Origin of the sequence: Ectorhizobium quercum (assembly GCF_026552795.1) — a bacterium.
Lineage (GTDB): Bacteria > Pseudomonadota > Alphaproteobacteria > Rhizobiales > Rhizobiaceae > Ectorhizobium > Ectorhizobium quercum.
The window spans coordinates 59,540-75,718 of the sequence record NZ_JANFPI010000003.1 but is presented as its reverse complement, the minus strand read 5'-3'; the positions used below and the strand labels follow the sequence as shown (position 1 = coordinate 75,718).

Below are 16,179 nucleotides of genomic sequence, written 5' to 3'. Positions count from 1 at the left end.
TGATTGCTTTTCTGCTTGAACCACGTTTTTCAAATTCGTAGAATTAGAAAGATATGAAATTAAATTCGGAAAATACGAATCTGAACCTGCGCCATCTCAGGGCCGCCCATGCCGTCTGGCGGGAGGGGTCGTTTTCGCGCGCCGCCGAGCGGCTGGGCGTGGTTCCTTCCGCGCTGACGGAAACGATCCGGCAACTCGAGGAGATCGCCGGCGTGACGCTGTTCGACAGGCGTCTCAGGCCGCCGCGCCCCACGCCGCTGGGCCTCGAATTCCTGGATGAGACGCGGCCTCTGGTCGAAGGGCTCGACCGGGCGTTCGGGAGATTGCGGGAAAATGGCGATCTGGCGCGCGGCGCGCTGAACATCGGCGCGTCTCCCTCTGCGATTTCCGGGCGTCTCGCGCCGGCGCTCGCCGCGTTCAGGCAGTCCTATCCGGGCGTAGCGATCACCTTGCACGACGATATCGCCGAACGGCTGGCGGCGCTGGTTTCGGAAGGGCGGCTCGATATCGCCATTGCGGGCCGGGCTGGCACTTCGCCCGATATCAGCCAGACGGAGATCGGCAGCGATCCGTTCGGGCTGGCATGCCGCGCCGACCATCCGCTGGCGAGGCTCGGGCGGCCGGTCCGGCTTGCGGACATCGATCCGTCGCACCTCGTCCACCTCGACGGCAATACCGGCACGGCGCGGCTTCTCGCCGGTTGCAGCGCCTTGCCCGATGCGATGCGCAACGGCACCTTGCGGGCCCATTCGACCGTCGGGCAGCTCTGCCTCATCCGTGCCGGCATCGGCGTCGGCCTGCTGCCGCGCAACGCCGTTCTGCTTTTCAACGATCCGCAACTGAGCTTCCTGGAGATTGCCGACCTCAGCCTGAACCGGCATCTCTATCTGCTTCTGCCCGCCCGCCGGGCCCTGTCGCATGTGGCGGAGCGGTTCGTGGCGCTACTCCACGGCGCGCCCGCCGGGCAGGGGTAGCCGCGGCTCAGCCCCCGGCGAGCTTGTCCTGCGTCTTCGTCTCGAAGTCGCTCGCATCATGGCGCTCGTGAAGCTGCTCCGACGGGTCGCCGGAAAGGCGGTTCACCATGCGTCCGCGCACCACGGCGGGACGGGCCAGGATCGTATCGGCCCAGCGCCGCACGTTTGTATAATCCTCGACGGAAAGGAACTGCCCCGCCTCATACTGCCAGCCCTTCACCAGCCCGCCATACCACGGAAAGACGGCGATATCGGCGATCGTGTAGTCGTTGCCGGCCAGATACTCGGTTTCGGCCAGCCGGCGGTCGAGCACGTCGAGCTGGCGCTTCACTTCCATTGCGAAGCGGTCGATGGCATATTCGATCTTCACCGGAGCATAGGCGTAGAAATGGCCGAAGCCGCCGCCGAGATAGGGGGCGCTTCCCATCTGCCAGAACAGCCAGGACAGGCACTCCGTGCGTTCCTTCAGGCCGGTCGGCAGGAAGGCTGCGAACTTCTCGGCGAGATAGAGCAGGATGGAACCGGACTCGAACACGCGGATCGGCTCCGGGCCGGAGCGGTCGAGAAGGGCCGGAATCTTCGAATTGGGATTGACCTCGACGAAACCGCTGCCGAACTGGTCGCCATCGCCGATCCTGATCAGCCAGGCATCGTATTCCGCGCCTTCGTGCCCGAGTGCCAGCAACTCCTCGAGCAGGATCGTCACCTTCTGGCCGTTGGGCGTCGCCAGCGAATAGAGCTGCAAGGGATGCTTGCCGACCGGCAGTTCTTTCTCGTGGGTCGGCCCGGCAATCGGCCGGTTGATGGCCGCGAACCGGCCGCCGCTCTGCTTGTTCCACGTCCAGACCTTCGGGGGCGTGTATTCGGGCGTCTCTGTCATGTCGGATCTCCAGATTGCTTCCGGTAATCTCGTCAGGATTTGCCGCCTGTCAAGAACGCAATTGCTCTCTTTGGGCGCGGAGGCGCGGCCCGTCAGGCCAGAAGCGCCCGCATCGTTTCCCTGAACCGCGCCTCGATCCGGTCGCGGTTGCGGTGATGGCCGGCACTGACCTGCCGGATGCCGTTCGTCCAGACGCAATCCGGCTTCGGCGTGCCGGCGAAGATCAGGTGGTCGAGGATCGCATCGCCCGCGAGCCAGGGATGCGAGGAGAGATCGAGCGAGACGAGATCGGCCGCGGCACCTTCACGGAGGCCCGCGTCGGATGACAGGGCCCGGTTGCCACCGGCCAGCGCGCCGTCGAACAGCGCCCGGCCCGTGGAGGCGTTGGCGGGGGCGATGACGTTGCGCGCGCGCTGTTCCAGCCGCTGTGAATATTCCAGCTGGCGCAGTTCGTCGCCAAGGCCGATCAGAACGTTCGAATCCGAGCCGACGCCGAAAGCGCCGCCCGCCTTCAGAAATGCCGCGGCAGGAAAGATGCCGTCGCCCAGATTGGCCTCCGTGACCGGGCAGAGACCGGCCACCGCGCCGCTTTTGGCCATTGCCACGGTTTCGCTCTCCGTCATATGCGTGGCATGGATCAGGCACCAGCGCTCATTCACCGGCGCGTTCGCCTGGAGATATTCGACGGGACGGGCGCCGGAAAAGGCGAGGCAATCCTGCACCTCCTTCACCTGCTCGGCGACGTGGATGTGAACCGGGCCGTCCTTTGCCAGCGGCAGGATTTCGGTAATCTCCTCGATGGTCGCGGCGCGTAGCGAATGGGGTGCGATGCCGAGCCGGCCTTGCGGCAGCGGGGCGATGGCTTTTGCGGCTCCTTCCATCAGCCGGCCGAAACTTTCGGTGGAATTGATGAAGCGGCGCTGGCCTTCGCCCGGTGCGGCGGCGCCGAAACCGGAATGGGCGTAGAAAACCGGCAGCAGCGTCAGGCCGATGCCGGTGTCGGAGGCCGCCGCCGCGATCCGCTCCGCCATTTCGGCTATGTTGGCGTAGGCTTTGCCGTCCTTGTCGTGATGCAGGTAGTGAAACTCGCCGACACGGCCGAAACCGGCCTCCAGCATTTCCATGTAAAGCTGCGCCGCCACGGCCTCGACCTGATCGGGCGTCATGGACAGTGCGAAGCGGTACATCAGCGTGCGCCAGCTCCAAAATGAATCGTCGCCCGCGCCGCGAACCTCGGTCAGCCCCGCCATCGCCCGCTGGAAGGCATGGCTGTGCAGGTTCGGCATGGCCGGAAGAAGGACGTCGTGACGCTCGTCGGCAAGGCTGCCGTCGACACCGGCGCGGATGCTTACGATCCGCCCGCCCTCAAGGGTCAGAAGCACATCCGCCAGCCATCCCCCGGAGGTGAGCGCCGTCTTGGCGTAAAGCGTCGTCTTCATCGTCGTTCCCCGCATTTTTGGACTTGTCAGCTTTGCTATTATGTATATACATATTGATGACAAAGGAAAGGCAAAAGACGATGAGCGGGAACAATTCCTTGTCCGGATCGAGTGAAGCGTCGTTCGGCCTCTGGCGCAATGCGCGTATTGCGACTTTCGCCGCCGGGGCGACTGGAATGGGCGTGATAGAGGACGGCGCCGTCGCCGTGCGGGATGGGCGGATCGCCTATGTCGGGCCGCAGGATGCGCTGCCGCCGGAATTCGCCGGCTGGCCGGCGACGGATTGCGGCGGGCGCTGGATGACGCCAGCCCTGATCGATTGCCACACGCATCTCGTCTTCGGCGGCGACCGCGCAATGGAATTCGAAATGCGGCTTCAAGGCGCGACCTACGAGGAGATCGCCCGCGCCGGTGGCGGCATCGTCTCCACGGTTTCGGCGACGCGGGCGCTGTCGGTGGAGGAACTGGTGGCCGCCAGCCTGCCGCGCCTCGACACGCTGCTTTCCGAGGGCGTCGCGACGGTGGAAATCAAGTCCGGCTACGGCCTCGATATCGAGACCGAACTCAACATGTTGCGGGCTGCGCGGCGGCTGGGCGATATCCGTCCGGTGCGGGTGGTGACGAGCTACCTTGCCGCCCATGCGACGCCGGCCGAATACAAGGGCCGCAACGGCGATTACATCGAAGAGGTCGTCCTGCCGGGGCTGGAAAAGGCCCATGCCGAAGGTCTTGTGGACGCGGTGGACGGCTTCTGCGAGGGCATCGCCTTCTCGGTCACGGAGATGCGTCTCGTCTTCGACAGGGCTTTGGCGCTCGGCCTGCCGATGAAGCTGCATGCCGAACAGCTTTCCGATCTCGGTGGCGCGAAGATGGCCGCCTCCTATGGTGCGCTCTCCGCCGATCATCTCGAATATCTCGATGCCGAGGGTGCAAGGATCATGGCGGAGGCCGGAACGGTCGCCGTCCTGCTGCCGGGCGCGTTCTATACCCTGCGGGAAAAGCAGGCGCCGCCGGTCGCGGCGCTGCGCGCTGCGGGCACCCGCATCGCGCTTTCGACGGATTGCAATCCCGGCACCTCGCCCCTCACCTCGCTGCTTCTGACGCTGAACATGGGCGCGACGCTGTTCGGGTTGACCGTCGAGGAATGCCTGGCCGGGGCGACCCGTGAGGCGGCCCGGGCACTCGGCCTTCTCGGCGAGACCGGCACGCTGGAAGCCGGAAAATCCGCCGATTTCGCACTCTGGGACATCGAACGCCCCGCCGAGCTTGTCTATCGCATCGGCTTCAACCCGCTGCATGCCCGTATCTTCAAGGGAAAGATTGTGTCCGCATGACCGTGCTTCTCACTCCCGGCCATGTGCCGCTTTCGGTCCTTGCCGATCTTTACTGGAACAATGGTTCCGCCCGGCTCGACCCGGCCTTCGACGCCGCCATCGAAAAGGGCGCGGCGCGCATCGCGGAGATCGCCGCCGGAAACGCGCCGGTCTACGGCATCAACACCGGCTTCGGCAAACTCGCCTCGATCCGGATCGACGCCGCGGATGTGGCCACCCTCCAGCGCAACCTCATCCTTTCCCATTGCTGCGGCGTGGGCGAGGCGCTGCCGGAAAACGTGGTGCGGCTCATCCTGGCGCTGAAGCTGATCTCGCTCGGGCGCGGCGCCTCGGGGGTGCGGCTCGAACTGGTGCGGCTGATCGAAGCGATGCTGGAAAAGGGCGTCATTCCGGTCATTCCGGAAAAGGGCTCGGTCGGGGCCTCCGGCGACCTCGCACCGCTCGCCCACATGGCGGCGGTGATGATGGGCGAAGGCGAGGCCTTTTTCGCCGGCGAACGCCTTTCCGGCCGGGTAGCGCTCGAAAAGGCCGGGCTCACGCCGGTCGTACTTGCCGCCAAGGAGGGGTTGGCGCTGATCAACGGCACGCAGACCTCCACGGCGCTGGCGCTGGCGGGGCTGTTCCGCGCCCACCGCGCGCTTCAGGCCGCGCTCGTCACCGGTGCGCTTTCGACCGATGCGGCGATGGGGTCTTCCGCGCCGTTTCACCCGGATATCCACACGCTGCGCGGCCATCAGGGCCAGATCGACACGGCCCGGGCGCTGCGCGAGCTGCTGGACGGCTCGGAAATCCGCAAGAGCCACATCGAGGGCGACGAGCGCGTGCAGGACCCCTACTGCATCCGCTGCCAGCCGCAGGTCGACGGCGCCTGCCTCGATCTCCTGCGCTCGGTGGCCCGTACCTTGCAAATCGAGGCCAATGCGGTGACGGACAATCCGCTGGTGCTGTCCGACAATTCGGTCGTTTCCGGCGGCAATTTCCACGCCGAGCCGGTCGCCTTCGCTGCCGACCAGATCGCCCTTGCCGTCTGCGAGATCGGCGCGATCGCCCAGCGGCGCGTGGCGCTTCTGGTCGATCCGGCGCTCTCCTACGGCCTGCCTGCCTTCCTGTCGAAGAAGCCGGGGCTGAATTCCGGCCTGATGATCGCCGAAGTCACCTCGGCGGCGCTGATGAGCGAGAACAAGCAGATGGCGCATCCCGCCTCGGTGGATTCGACGCCGACCTCCGCCAACCAGGAGGACCACGTTTCGATGGCCTGCCACGGCGCGCGCCGCCTGCTGGCGATGACGGAAAACCTGTTCGCCATTCTCGGCATCGAGGCTCTGGCCGGCGCGCAGGGTGTGGAACTGCGCGGTCCGCTGAAGACCGGCACGGAGCTTCTGAAGGCGCTTGCTACGATCCGCGCCGCCGTGCCGCCGCTGGAGGAAGACCGCTACATGGCGGATGATCTCAAGAGCGCCGCCGCGCTGGTTTCGTCCGGCGCGCTGACGGGTGCGGTGTCCGGCGGCCTTCTGCCCGAACTGGAGGGGTGAAATGGCTGTCTTCGAAGTCGAACAGGGCACCTCGCCCGTCATTCTCGGCCTTCCGCACACCGGAACCGAGGTTCCGCCGGCAATCTGGGCGCGGCTGAACGACAACGGCCGCAAGCTCGCCGATACCGACTGGCATATCCACAGGCTCTATGACGGGTTGCTTTCCGATGCGACCACGGTGCGCGCCACCTTCCATCGCTACGTCATCGACGCCAACCGCGATCCGGCGGGCGGCAGTCTTTACCCCGGCCAGAACACCACCGGCCTGATCCCGGACACCGATTTCGACGGCGCGGCGATCTGGAAGGACGGCAGCGAACCGAACGAGGCGGATATCGCCGAACGGCTGGCGGCGTTTCACACGCCCTATCACGCGGCGCTGGCCGCCGAGATCGCGCGGGTGAAGGCGCTGCACGGCTTCGTCGTTCTCTACGACTGCCATTCCATTCGCTCGCATATCCCCTTCCTGTTCGAGGGCACGCTGCCGGATTTCAACATCGGCACGGATGGCGGCAGAACCTGCGCGCCGGAGATCGAGGCGATTGCCGTCGACGTGACGGCGAAGGCCGAAGGCTACACGTCCATCCTCAACGGCCGTTTCAAGGGCGGCTGGACGACGCGCCATTACGGCAGGCCCGAAACCGGCGTCCATGCCATCCAGATGGAACTGGCGCAATCCACCCATCTTGCGACCGAGGACCTGCCGTTTGCCTATGACGAGGCGAAGGCGGAAAGGCTTCGCGCCCATCTCAAGGCCATTCTCACCCGTATCGAAGCCTTTGCGCTTTCCAACAAGAAATAAGGGGAAAATCCGATGTCCGATCCGCGCCATAACGCCCGCGAAATCCATGCCCCGACGGGCAGCGAACTCAATGCGAAAAGCTGGTTGACCGAAGCACCGCTGCGCATGCTGATGAACAATCTCGACCCGGACGTGGCCGAGCGCCCGCACGAGCTGGTCGTCTATGGCGGCATCGGCCGCGCCGCCCGCACCTGGGCCGATTTCGACCGCATCGTCGCGACGCTGAAGGACCTGAACGAGGATGAGACGCTGCTGGTGCAATCCGGCAAGCCGGTCGGCGTGTTCCGCACCCACAAGGATGCGCCGCGCGTGCTGATCGCCAATTCCAACCTCGTGCCGCACTGGGCGACCTGGGACCACTTCAACGAACTGGATAAAAAGGGACTGGCCATGTATGGCCAGATGACCGCCGGCTCGTGGATCTATATCGGCGCGCAGGGCATCGTGCAGGGCACCTACGAGACCTTCGTGGAAGCGGGCCGCCAGCATTATGGCGGCGACCTCAAGGGCAAGTGGATTCTCACCGGCGGCCTCGGCGGCATGGGCGGCGCCCAGCCGCTGGCGGCGGTGATGGCCGGGGCCTGTTGCCTCGCCGTCGAATGCGACGAGACGCGCGCCGATTTCCGCCTGCGCACCCGCTATGTGGATGAGAAGACCCACAGCCTCGACGCGGCGCTGGAAAAGATAGCCGAATGGACCAAGGCGGGCGAGGCCAAGTCTATTGCGCTGATCGCCAATGCCGCTGATATCTTCCCGGAACTGGTGAAGCGCGGCGTGCGCCCCGATATGGTCACCGACCAGACCTCTGCGCACGATCCCATCCACGGCTACCTGCCTTCTGGCTGGACGGTCGCCGAATGGCGGGCGAAGCAGGATACCGACCCCAAGGCAGTGGAAAAGGCCGCCCGCGCCTCGATGAAGGTGCATGTCCAGGCGATGGTCGATTTCTGGAACGCAGGCGTTCCGACCTTCGATTACGGCAACAATATCCGCCAGATGGCGCTTGAGGAGGGGCTGGAAGACGCCTTCGTCTTCCCCGGCTTCGTGCCGGCCTATATCCGTCCGCTGTTCTGCCGCGGCGTTGGCCCGTTCCGCTGGGCCGCTCTTTCCGGTGATCCGGAAGACATCTACAGGACCGACGCCAAGGTGAAGGAACTGCTGCCGGACAACGCCCACCTGCACAACTGGCTGGATATGGCGAGGGAACGCATTTCCTTCCAAGGGCTCCCCGCCCGCATCTGCTGGGTCGGTCTCGGCGACCGCCACCGCCTCGGCCTTGCCTTCAATGAAATGGTGGCGAGCGGCGAGCTGAAGGCGCCGATCGTCATCGGCCGCGATCATCTCGACTCGGGCTCGGTCGCCTCGCCGAACCGAGAGACGGAGGCGATGAAGGACGGTTCCGATGCCGTGTCCGACTGGCCGCTGCTCAATGCGCTGCTCAACACCGCGTCTGGTGCGACCTGGGTGTCGCTGCACCACGGCGGCGGCGTCGGCATGGGCTTCTCGCAGCATTCCGGCATGGTCATCTGCTGCGACGGCACGGACGACGCGGCACGGCGCATCGAGCGGGTGCTGTGGAACGACCCGGCGACCGGCGTCATGCGCCATGCCGATGCGGGTTACGATATCGCCATCGACCACGCGAAGAAGATGGGCCTGCGCCTGCCCGGTATTCTCGGAAACTGACCCGGCAAGGGTCCTGCGGAGATCATGAAGGCATGAGGATCATCCGGGCGGCGGAACACAGGCAGGTGCCGTGGAAGAACGGCGGCGGCCTGACGGCTGAAATCGCCGCCTTTCCCGAAGGCGCCTCGATGGACGGCTTCGATTGGCGGCTGAGCATGGCGGATGTGGTCTCCGACGGTCCCTTCTCGATCTTTTCGGGCATAGACCGGACGCTGACCCTTCTGTCCGGCGCCGGTATGGCGCTGGATATCGAGGGGCGGGAGCGGATCGTTCTCGATTCCGGCTCGCCGCCGCTGGCCTTTCCGGGCGACGTCGCGGTGCGGGCCACGCTGGTCGACGGTCCGGTCCGCGACCTGAACGTCATGACCCGGCGCGGACGGTTTTCCCATCGTGTCGAGCCGTTTTCCGTGAACGGCCATCGCGAGGTGGGCGTCGAGACGGAGACCGGCCTGCTGTTTTGCCGGCACGGCGAGGCGCGCATCGGAGGCGAAACCGTTTCCAAATTCGACGTGGCGCGACTGGAGCGCGGAGCCGTAGCCATCGAGGGGGATGCTGCCTTCTGCCTTGTTCTTTTGCAGCGGAGATGATTGCCTTTTTATGCGGCTTTTTTGTATAGACAAATACAAACAGGCTGCCTAGTATACCGCGATCCAGCGTTAAAAACACCAACCGGATCGATAAGGGGAACGACCATGAAATCATCCATTCTTGCCGGTGCTCTCTGTGCCCTTCTTGCCGCGACCGGCGCGGCCAGGGCAGAGACCGCCGTTTCCATCGGCATTTCGGGGTGGACGGGCTTTGCGCCGCTGACGCTCGCCAAGGAAGCCGGCATCTTCAAGAAGAACGGCCTCGACGTCGATATCAAGAAGGTTCCGCAGGCCAGCCGCCATCTGGCGCTCGCTTCCGGCGACATCCAGTGTGCCGCCACCACGGTCGAGACCTGGGTGGTGTGGAATGCCAATGGCGTTGCCGCCACGCAGATCTTCCAGATGGACAAGTCGCACGGCGCCGACGGCATGGTCGTCCGTCCGGATGTCGAGAAGATCGAGGACCTGAAGGGCAAGACGGTCGCCGCCTCCGCGCCTGGCACCTCGCCCTATTTCTTTCTCGCCTGGATTCTCAAGAAGAACGGCCTGACGCTCAAGGACGTCACGGTCGTCAACATGGAGCCCGGCCCGGCCGCGCAGGCCTTCGTGGCCGGCCAGAACGATGCCGCCATGACCTACGAGCCCTATCTTTCGACGGTTCGCGAGGCGGCCGACAAGGGCAAGATCATCGCCACCACGCTCGATTACCCGGCCGTCATGGATACGTTCGGCTGCACGCCGGCTTTCCTGGCCGACAATCCGGACGCGGCCAAGGCACTTGCGGCCTCCTATTTCGAGGCGCTCGAGCTGATCAAGGCGGAGCCGGAAAAGTCCTACGGCATCATGGGCGCGGACGTGAACCAGTCGGCTGAGGCCTTCGCCGGTTCCGCGAAGTTCCTGGAATGGCAGGACCAGGCTGCGAACAAGGCCTTCTTCGAAGGTGAGTTCAAGACCTTCACGGCGGAAGCCGCCGATCTGCTGCTCGAAATCGGCGTCATCCGGCAGAAGCCGGACCTCGATGCGCTGGCGGATACGTCCTTCATCGAATAATGTTCCCGGCGGGCGGCGGTTTGCTGCCGCCCTCCCCTTCTTGACCGGAATCAACGGAACCGGACCGGACATATGCATCCTTTGCAGCCCATCGGCCGCGGCACGCGCATCGTGCTCGGCATAAGCTTTTTCGTGCTTTTTTTTGCAGCGTGGAGCGTCGCGACGCTCGGCGGCTTCGTATCGCCCACCTTCCTGGCCGATCCGGTCACGATGGTGAAGGACGGCATATATCTGCTCACGCAGCAGGGCTTTCTGACCGATATCGGCATGACCGTCTGGCGCGTGGTCGGCGGCTTCGCGCTGGCGGCGGCTGTGGCGGTTCCGGTCGGCATCGCGATGGGAGCCTACAAGCCGGTCGAGGCGCTGCTTGAACCCTTCGTCTCTTTTGCCCGCTACCTGCCGGCCTCCGCCTTCGTGCCGCTGCTCATTCTCTGGGCAGGCATAGGCGAAATGCAGAAGCTGCTCGTCATCTTCATCGGCTCCGTCTTCCAGATCATCCTGATGATCGCGGTCGGCGTCGCGCACACCCGCCGCGATCTGGTCGAGGCCGCCTATACGCTGGGCGCCGGGGACAGTGGCGTCATCCGCCGCGTGCTCATCCCGGCAAACGCTCCGGACATCGCCGAGACGCTGCGCCTCGTGCTCGGCTGGGCCTGGACTTATGTCATCGTCGCCGAACTGATCGGGGCGTCGTCGGGCATCGGCTACATGATCATCAATTCGCAGGCGCTGATGGCCACCGGCCAGATCATCTTCGGCATCATCGTCATCGGCCTCATCGGCCTCGTCTCCGATTTCCTGTTCAAGGCGGTCAACCGCCGCCTCTTCGCCTGGAGGCTGGCATGAGCGCGGAACTCGTCATTTCCAACGTGTCGCGCGTTTTTCCCGGCGTCAACGGCGGTGCGCCGGTGACGGCGCTCCAGCCGACTGATCTCAACATTCCGCGCAACGATTTCGTGACGATCCTCGGCCCCTCCGGCTGCGGAAAATCGACGCTGCTGCGCATCGTCGCCGGTCTCGATAAGCCGACGACCGGCAGCGTGACGCTCGCCGGCAAGCCGGTTACGGGCCCGGGGGCCGACCGCGGCATGGTCTTCCAGTCCTACACGCTGTTTCCCTGGCTGACGATCCGCGAGAACGTCGCCTTCGGCCTGCGCGAAAAGGGCATGGCCGAGAAGGAAAAGCGGGAGATCGTCAACAGCTATATCGACAAAGTGGGCCTGCGCGGTTTCGAGAACCATTGGCCGAAGCAGCTTTCCGGCGGCATGCAGCAGCGAACGGCGATCGCCCGCGCGCTCGCCAACAATCCGCGTATCCTGCTGCTCGACGAACCCTTCGGCGCCCTCGACAATCAGACGCGCGGCCTGATGCAGGAACTGCTGCTCGGCATCTGGGAGCGCGAGGTCAAGACGGTGATTTTCGTCACCCACGACATCGAGGAGGCGGTGTTCATGGCCTCGCGCGTTGTGACCATGACGGCGCGGCCGGGGCGCATCAAATCGATCACGCCCGTAGACCTGCCGCATCCGCGTCATTATACGGTGAAATCGAGCCCGGAATTCTCGGCCCTCCGGTTGAAGCTGACCGAGGAAATCCGGTCCGAGGCGATAGCGGCGGCGACGGACGGCTAAAGCATTTCCAGCAAAAGTGGGAACCGGTTTTGCGTCCGGAAATGCGTAAGACAAATCGTTAGAGCATTTCCGCGATTCGGGGAAAAGCGGAAATGCTCTAGAGCCATTCCGGAGGGGAAGAACCGTCCGGAATGGCGTCACGCAAAGGACGAGCAATGGACGAGCGGGTGGAGAAGACGCCGGACGCAACGCTGCACCAGCGGATTCTCGCCGATATCGAAGGTCATATCTTGTCCGGCGAATGGCCGCCCGGGCACCGTATTCCCTTCGAGCACGAGTTGACACGCCAATATGGCTGTTCGCGCATGACGGTCAGCAAGGCGCTGGGCGATCTGGTCCGGCGAGGGTTGATCGAGCGCCGCCGCCGTTCCGGCAGCTTCGTCGCCCACCCGCAGGTGCAGTCCGCCGTTCTTCAGGTTCACGATATCCGCCAGGAGGTGGAAGCGCTCGGCCTCACCTATGCCTGGCGGACGGAAAGCCGCGCGGCGCGCGGTGCGCGCAGCGACGACCGCAAGCGGCTCGATCTGCCGGCGCGCGCCCGCGTGGTTGCCATCACCGGCTGTCATTATGCCGGCCGCCAGCCCTTCTGCCACGAAGACAGGCTGATCAACCTGACGGCGGTTCCCGATGCGGAAAACCAGGCGTTCGACGATAATGTCGGCCCGGGCACCTGGCTTCTTCAGCAGGTGCCGTGGAACGCCGCCGAGAACCGTATCCGGGCGGTGGCCGCCGAGCCCGACGTGGCGGCCCTGCTGGGGATTGCGCCGGGTACGGCCTGTCTCGTCATCGAGCGCCGCACCTGGATTTCCGACCTGCACGTCACGCAGGTGCGCCTGACCTATCCCGGCGACAGGCATGAACTCGTGGCCGCCTTCACGCCGTCGCAATCCTGAGGAAGCGGCGAAGAGCCGGTAAAGGCTCGCCGTCGCTGGCCGATCCGTGCATAATGCCGGCCATTCCACGAAAGCGATTCCATGCCGCAGAACCAGAACCGTATCGATCCCTTTTTCGACAGCGAAGGCGCTGAGAACCCGCTCGCCGTTCTCAAGCGGGTTTACGGCTATTCCTCCTTCCGGGGCAAACAGGCGGCGGTGGTCGAGCAGGTGGTCGGCGGCGGCGATGCGGTGGTGCTGTTTCCGACCGGGGCCGGCAAGTCGCTCTGCTATCAGATCCCCGCCCTGTGCCGCGCCGGCGTCGGCATCGTCGTTTCGCCGCTCATCGCGCTGATGCGCGATCAGGTCGAGGCGCTGAAACAGCTCGGTGTGCGGGCCGCCGGGCTCAATTCCACGCTGACGCGGGAGGAATTCGCAGAGGTACGCCGGGCGCTGGCACGCGGCGAACTCGACCTGCTCTATGTCACCCCGGAACGTATCGTCACGCCTGCTTTCAAAGAGATGATCGGCGATACGCGGCTTGCGCTCTTCGCCATCGACGAGGCGCATTGCGTCTCCCAGTGGGGGCACGATTTCCGGCCCGAATATCGCGAGCTTGGCCAGCTGGCCACCCTCTATCCGGGTGTGCCGCGCATGGCGCTGACGGCGACCGCCGATCCGCATACCCGCGACGACATCATCGACCGGCTGGGGCTGCACGGTGCGGCGGTGTTCACCACTTCCTTCGACCGTCCGAATATCTCCTACGAGATCGTCGAGCGGGACCAGCCGCGCCAGCAGCTCCTGCGGTTTCTGACCCGCCATGAGGGCGAGAGCGGCATCGTCTATTGTCTCTCCCGCGCCAAGGTGGAGGACACGGCAGAATGGCTGAACGCGCAGGGCGTGCGGGCCCTTCCCTATCATGCCGGCATGGAGCGCGAGAAGCGCGACGCGAACCAGGATGCCTTCCTGAAGGAGGAAGGGCTGTGCCTCGTCGCTACGGTGGCCTTCGGCATGGGTATCGACAAGCCGAACGTGCGCTATGTCGCCCATCTCGACCTGCCGGGGTCGGTGGAAGCCTATTATCAGGAAACGGGCCGCGCCGGGCGCGACGGCCTGCCTTCCGAGGTGTGGATGGCCTATGGCATGGCCGATGTCATCCAGCGCGGGCGGATGATCGACGGCGGCACGTCCAGCGACGACGTGAAGCGCGTCGAGCGCGCCAAGCTGAATGCGCTGCTCGCCATCTGCGAGACGCCGGGGTGCCGCAGGCAGGCGATTCTGGCCCATTTCGGCGAGGCGCATCCCGGACAATGCGGCAATTGCGATACCTGCCTCAAGCCCGTCGAGACCTGGGACGGCACCGAGGCGGCGATCAAGGCGCTGGCGGCGGTCTACCGTACCGGCGAGCGCTTCGGCGCCGGCCATCTGATCGACGTGCTGCTCGGCAATGAAAACGAGCGGACCCGGCGCTTCGGCCATGCCGACATGCCGGTCTTCGGCGTGGGGCGCGACCTGCCGGCCAAGACGTGGCAATCGGTCTACCGCCAGCTCCTCGCCGCCGGTTTCGTACGTGTCGATCACGAGGCCTATGGCGCGCTGAAACTGGAGCCGGAAGCGCGTGCGGTGTTCAAGCACGAGCGCGAGGTGCGTTTCCGCAAGGACCGTCCGACCAAGGGCAAGGCTTCCCGCAACTCGTCCGCCCGGGCTGTCCAGACCCGGTCCGCGCTGGAAACCGCTGACGGGGAACTGTTCGAGGCCTTGCGCGCCGTGCGCCTGGAGCTGGCGCGCGAGCTTTCGATCCCGCCCTACATGGTCTTTCCGGACACGACGCTGGTGGCCTTCGCCACCGAGCGTCCGACGAGCCCCGAAGCGATGCTCGACATTTCCGGCGTCGGGCGTTCCAAGCTGGAGCGCTTCGGCGAGGCGTTTCTGGAGGTCATCCGCCAACACGAACGGTGAGGCCGGGGTGGTCGAGCTTTCGCCCTTGGGGGAAATGGAACAAGCTTCCTCGTTCCGTGCGATATATTGCTCCTTGCCGCGTTCCGGCATAGGGTCCGCGCATGTTCAGCCTGAACCGTACAGAGACCTTTTCGCAGGACATCAAGAAGAGCTGCTTTCGGGCGACCGCCGCGGCCGTGGCCGACGAAGCCGAGGTGCGGGCCTTCCTGACGGCGCAATCGGAACCTTCGGCCAATCACAATTGCTGGGCGTGGCGGATCGGGCAGGCCTTTCGTTTCAGCGATGACGGGGAGCCCTCGGGCACGGCGGGACGGCCCATCCTTCAGGCGATCGACGGGCAGGAACTGGATCGGGTGGCGGTCGTCGTCACGCGCTGGTTCGGTGGCATTCTTCTGGGCAGCGGCGGCCTTGTCCGCGCCTATGGCGGCGCGGCGGCCGCTTGTCTTTCGCAAGCGGAGAAAACGGCGATAGTTCCTTCCGTTGCGGTGCGGATCGCCTGCGTCTTCTCCGATCTGGCGCGGGTCAAGGCCCGGCTTCTGGCTCTTCCGGACGTCACGGCGGAGGGCGAGACCTTCACGGAAACGGGCGCCGAGCTTTCCTTCCGCCTTCCCGCCGAACAGGCCGAGCGGATCCTCCGCACAGTCGCGGACATGACGAGCGGCCGCGCCCGGGTCTCGATCTGATTTGTCGCCCGCCTTTCCCCTTCTTTGCCGTGCGGCGTGCTTACAAGCCTGCTGTGCCAGGGCCTGCTGATAAAGGAGCTGCAAGACGCCCTGGCCTTCGGCGCGCAGGTGGCCACCGTGATCGTGTCCCGGGCCGGTGCAAACCCGCCCTGGGTGGCGCAACTGTCGGCGGGGACGGAACTATAAGCTTTGTGAATCGGTCGGCCGGGATCGATTCACAATAGTCGTTGGACGGGAGAGGCCGGACATCGGAAACTCCCGGTCATGCCGAACGACGTCTCCCCTCCCCTGCATCTGCGCCGCATCGAGCGTTCGCTCAACATGCGGCGCTTCTATACGCTGACACTTCAGCCGACGCTCTTCGGCGAAATGTCGCTGACCCGCCATTGGGGCCGCATCGGCACGCAAGGCCGGTCGATGACGGAAACGTTTGCCGACGAATGCGCGGCGCGGCACGCGCTCGAGCGACTGACCCGTATCAAGCGGGGGCGTGGTTATATCGACACGGTGTGAACGTGCCTCGCCGTGAATATGTTCACATGATCGCGCCGCTCCCCTCCCCCGCCGTCAACCCGATGATTCGGCGCCTTTCGGCTGTTCGGGACGTTCATGCTGCCGGGCACGCTCATTCGGCGAGGAGCGCGCCTTTTGCAGTGGCGGCGAATGATTCACAGGGCAAGGGTCTGGATTCGCTAAGCGATTCTAATTCATTGTCATTTTGCCAACGCTCGCGACCGGCTATTAGCA

General features: G+C 65.1%; 15 protein-coding genes. 13 read left to right on the top strand and 2 right to left on the bottom strand.

The window, feature by feature from the left end; all coding sequences use genetic code 11:
- Positions 1-53 precede the first annotated feature (53 nt).
- Positions 54-974 carry a LysR family transcriptional regulator gene (locus NOF55_RS08985; protein ID WP_306411031.1) on the top strand — a complete coding sequence of 307 codons (921 nt, stop codon included), beginning with the start codon at positions 54-56 and terminating at the stop codon, positions 972-974.
- Between the two features lie 7 nt (positions 975-981).
- Here the strand turns inward: NOF55_RS08985 and yghU are convergent, their stop codons facing one another.
- Together yghU and NOF55_RS08975 are read right to left on the bottom strand one after the other, a co-directional pair.
- Positions 982-1,854, bottom strand: a complete 873-nt coding sequence (yghU, locus tag NOF55_RS08980; RefSeq protein WP_306411030.1) for a glutathione-dependent disulfide-bond oxidoreductase — start codon at positions 1,852-1,854, stop codon at positions 982-984.
- A 92-nt stretch (positions 1,855-1,946) separates the two neighbouring features.
- Positions 1,947-3,293, bottom strand: coding sequence for a formimidoylglutamate deiminase (locus NOF55_RS08975; RefSeq protein WP_306411029.1), 1,347 nt, complete (start codon positions 3,291-3,293; stop codon positions 1,947-1,949).
- An 80-nt stretch (positions 3,294-3,373) separates the two neighbouring features.
- Here NOF55_RS08975 and hutI point away from each other — a divergent pair, with 80 nt between their 5' ends.
- The 12 genes from hutI (at position 3,374) to NOF55_RS08915 (ending at position 15,945) form a co-directional block, all read left to right on the top strand.
- A complete protein-coding gene (hutI, locus tag NOF55_RS08970) occupies positions 3,374-4,627 on the top strand; it encodes an imidazolonepropionase (protein ID WP_306411028.1) in 1,254 nt (417 codons plus the stop codon).
- On the top strand, positions 4,624-6,159 hold the full coding sequence (gene hutH, locus NOF55_RS08965) for a histidine ammonia-lyase (RefSeq protein WP_306411027.1): 1,536 nt from the start codon (positions 4,624-4,626) through the stop codon (positions 6,157-6,159). The genes hutI and hutH overlap by 4 nt, the downstream gene beginning before the upstream one ends.
- Position 6,160: 1 nt before the next feature.
- On the top strand, positions 6,161-6,961 hold the full coding sequence (hutG, locus tag NOF55_RS08960) for an N-formylglutamate deformylase (RefSeq protein ID WP_306411026.1): 801 nt from the start codon (positions 6,161-6,163) through the stop codon (positions 6,959-6,961).
- A gap of 12 nt (positions 6,962-6,973) precedes the next feature.
- On the top strand, positions 6,974-8,647 hold the full coding sequence (hutU, locus tag NOF55_RS08955) for a urocanate hydratase (RefSeq protein WP_306411025.1): 1,674 nt from the start codon (positions 6,974-6,976) through the stop codon (positions 8,645-8,647).
- Positions 8,648-8,679: 32 nt separating this feature from the next.
- Positions 8,680-9,234 carry a HutD/Ves family protein gene (locus tag NOF55_RS08950; RefSeq protein ID WP_306411024.1) on the top strand — a complete coding sequence of 185 codons (555 nt, stop codon included), beginning with the start codon at positions 8,680-8,682 and terminating at the stop codon, positions 9,232-9,234.
- 105 nt (positions 9,235-9,339) lie between these two features.
- A complete protein-coding gene (locus NOF55_RS08945; protein WP_306411023.1) occupies positions 9,340-10,284 on the top strand; it encodes an ABC transporter substrate-binding protein in 945 nt (314 codons plus the stop codon).
- A 72-nt stretch (positions 10,285-10,356) separates the two neighbouring features.
- Positions 10,357-11,130, top strand: coding sequence for an ABC transporter permease (locus NOF55_RS08940; protein WP_306411022.1), 774 nt, complete (start codon positions 10,357-10,359; stop codon positions 11,128-11,130).
- Positions 11,127-11,915: an ABC transporter ATP-binding protein gene (locus NOF55_RS08935; RefSeq protein ID WP_306411021.1), complete on the top strand. Its 789-nt coding sequence runs from the start codon at positions 11,127-11,129 to the stop codon at positions 11,913-11,915. Before NOF55_RS08940 ends, NOF55_RS08935 begins: the two co-directional genes overlap by 4 nt.
- A 131-nt stretch (positions 11,916-12,046) precedes the next feature.
- Complete coding sequence (gene hutC, locus NOF55_RS08930; protein ID WP_306411020.1) at positions 12,047-12,808, top strand: histidine utilization transcriptional repressor HutC; 762 nt, start codon at positions 12,047-12,049, stop codon at positions 12,806-12,808.
- Between the two features lie 81 nt (positions 12,809-12,889).
- Positions 12,890-14,749, top strand: a complete 1,860-nt coding sequence (recQ, locus tag NOF55_RS08925) for a DNA helicase RecQ (protein ID WP_306411019.1) — start codon at positions 12,890-12,892, stop codon at positions 14,747-14,749.
- 101 nt (positions 14,750-14,850) lie between these two features.
- On the top strand, positions 14,851-15,432 hold the full coding sequence (locus NOF55_RS08920) for an IMPACT family protein (RefSeq protein ID WP_306411018.1): 582 nt from the start codon (positions 14,851-14,853) through the stop codon (positions 15,430-15,432).
- 264 nt (positions 15,433-15,696) lie between these two features.
- Entirely contained in the window at positions 15,697-15,945 is a 249-nt protein-coding gene (locus NOF55_RS08915) for a WGR domain-containing protein (protein WP_306411017.1), read from the top strand.
- Positions 15,946-16,179 lie beyond the last annotated feature (234 nt).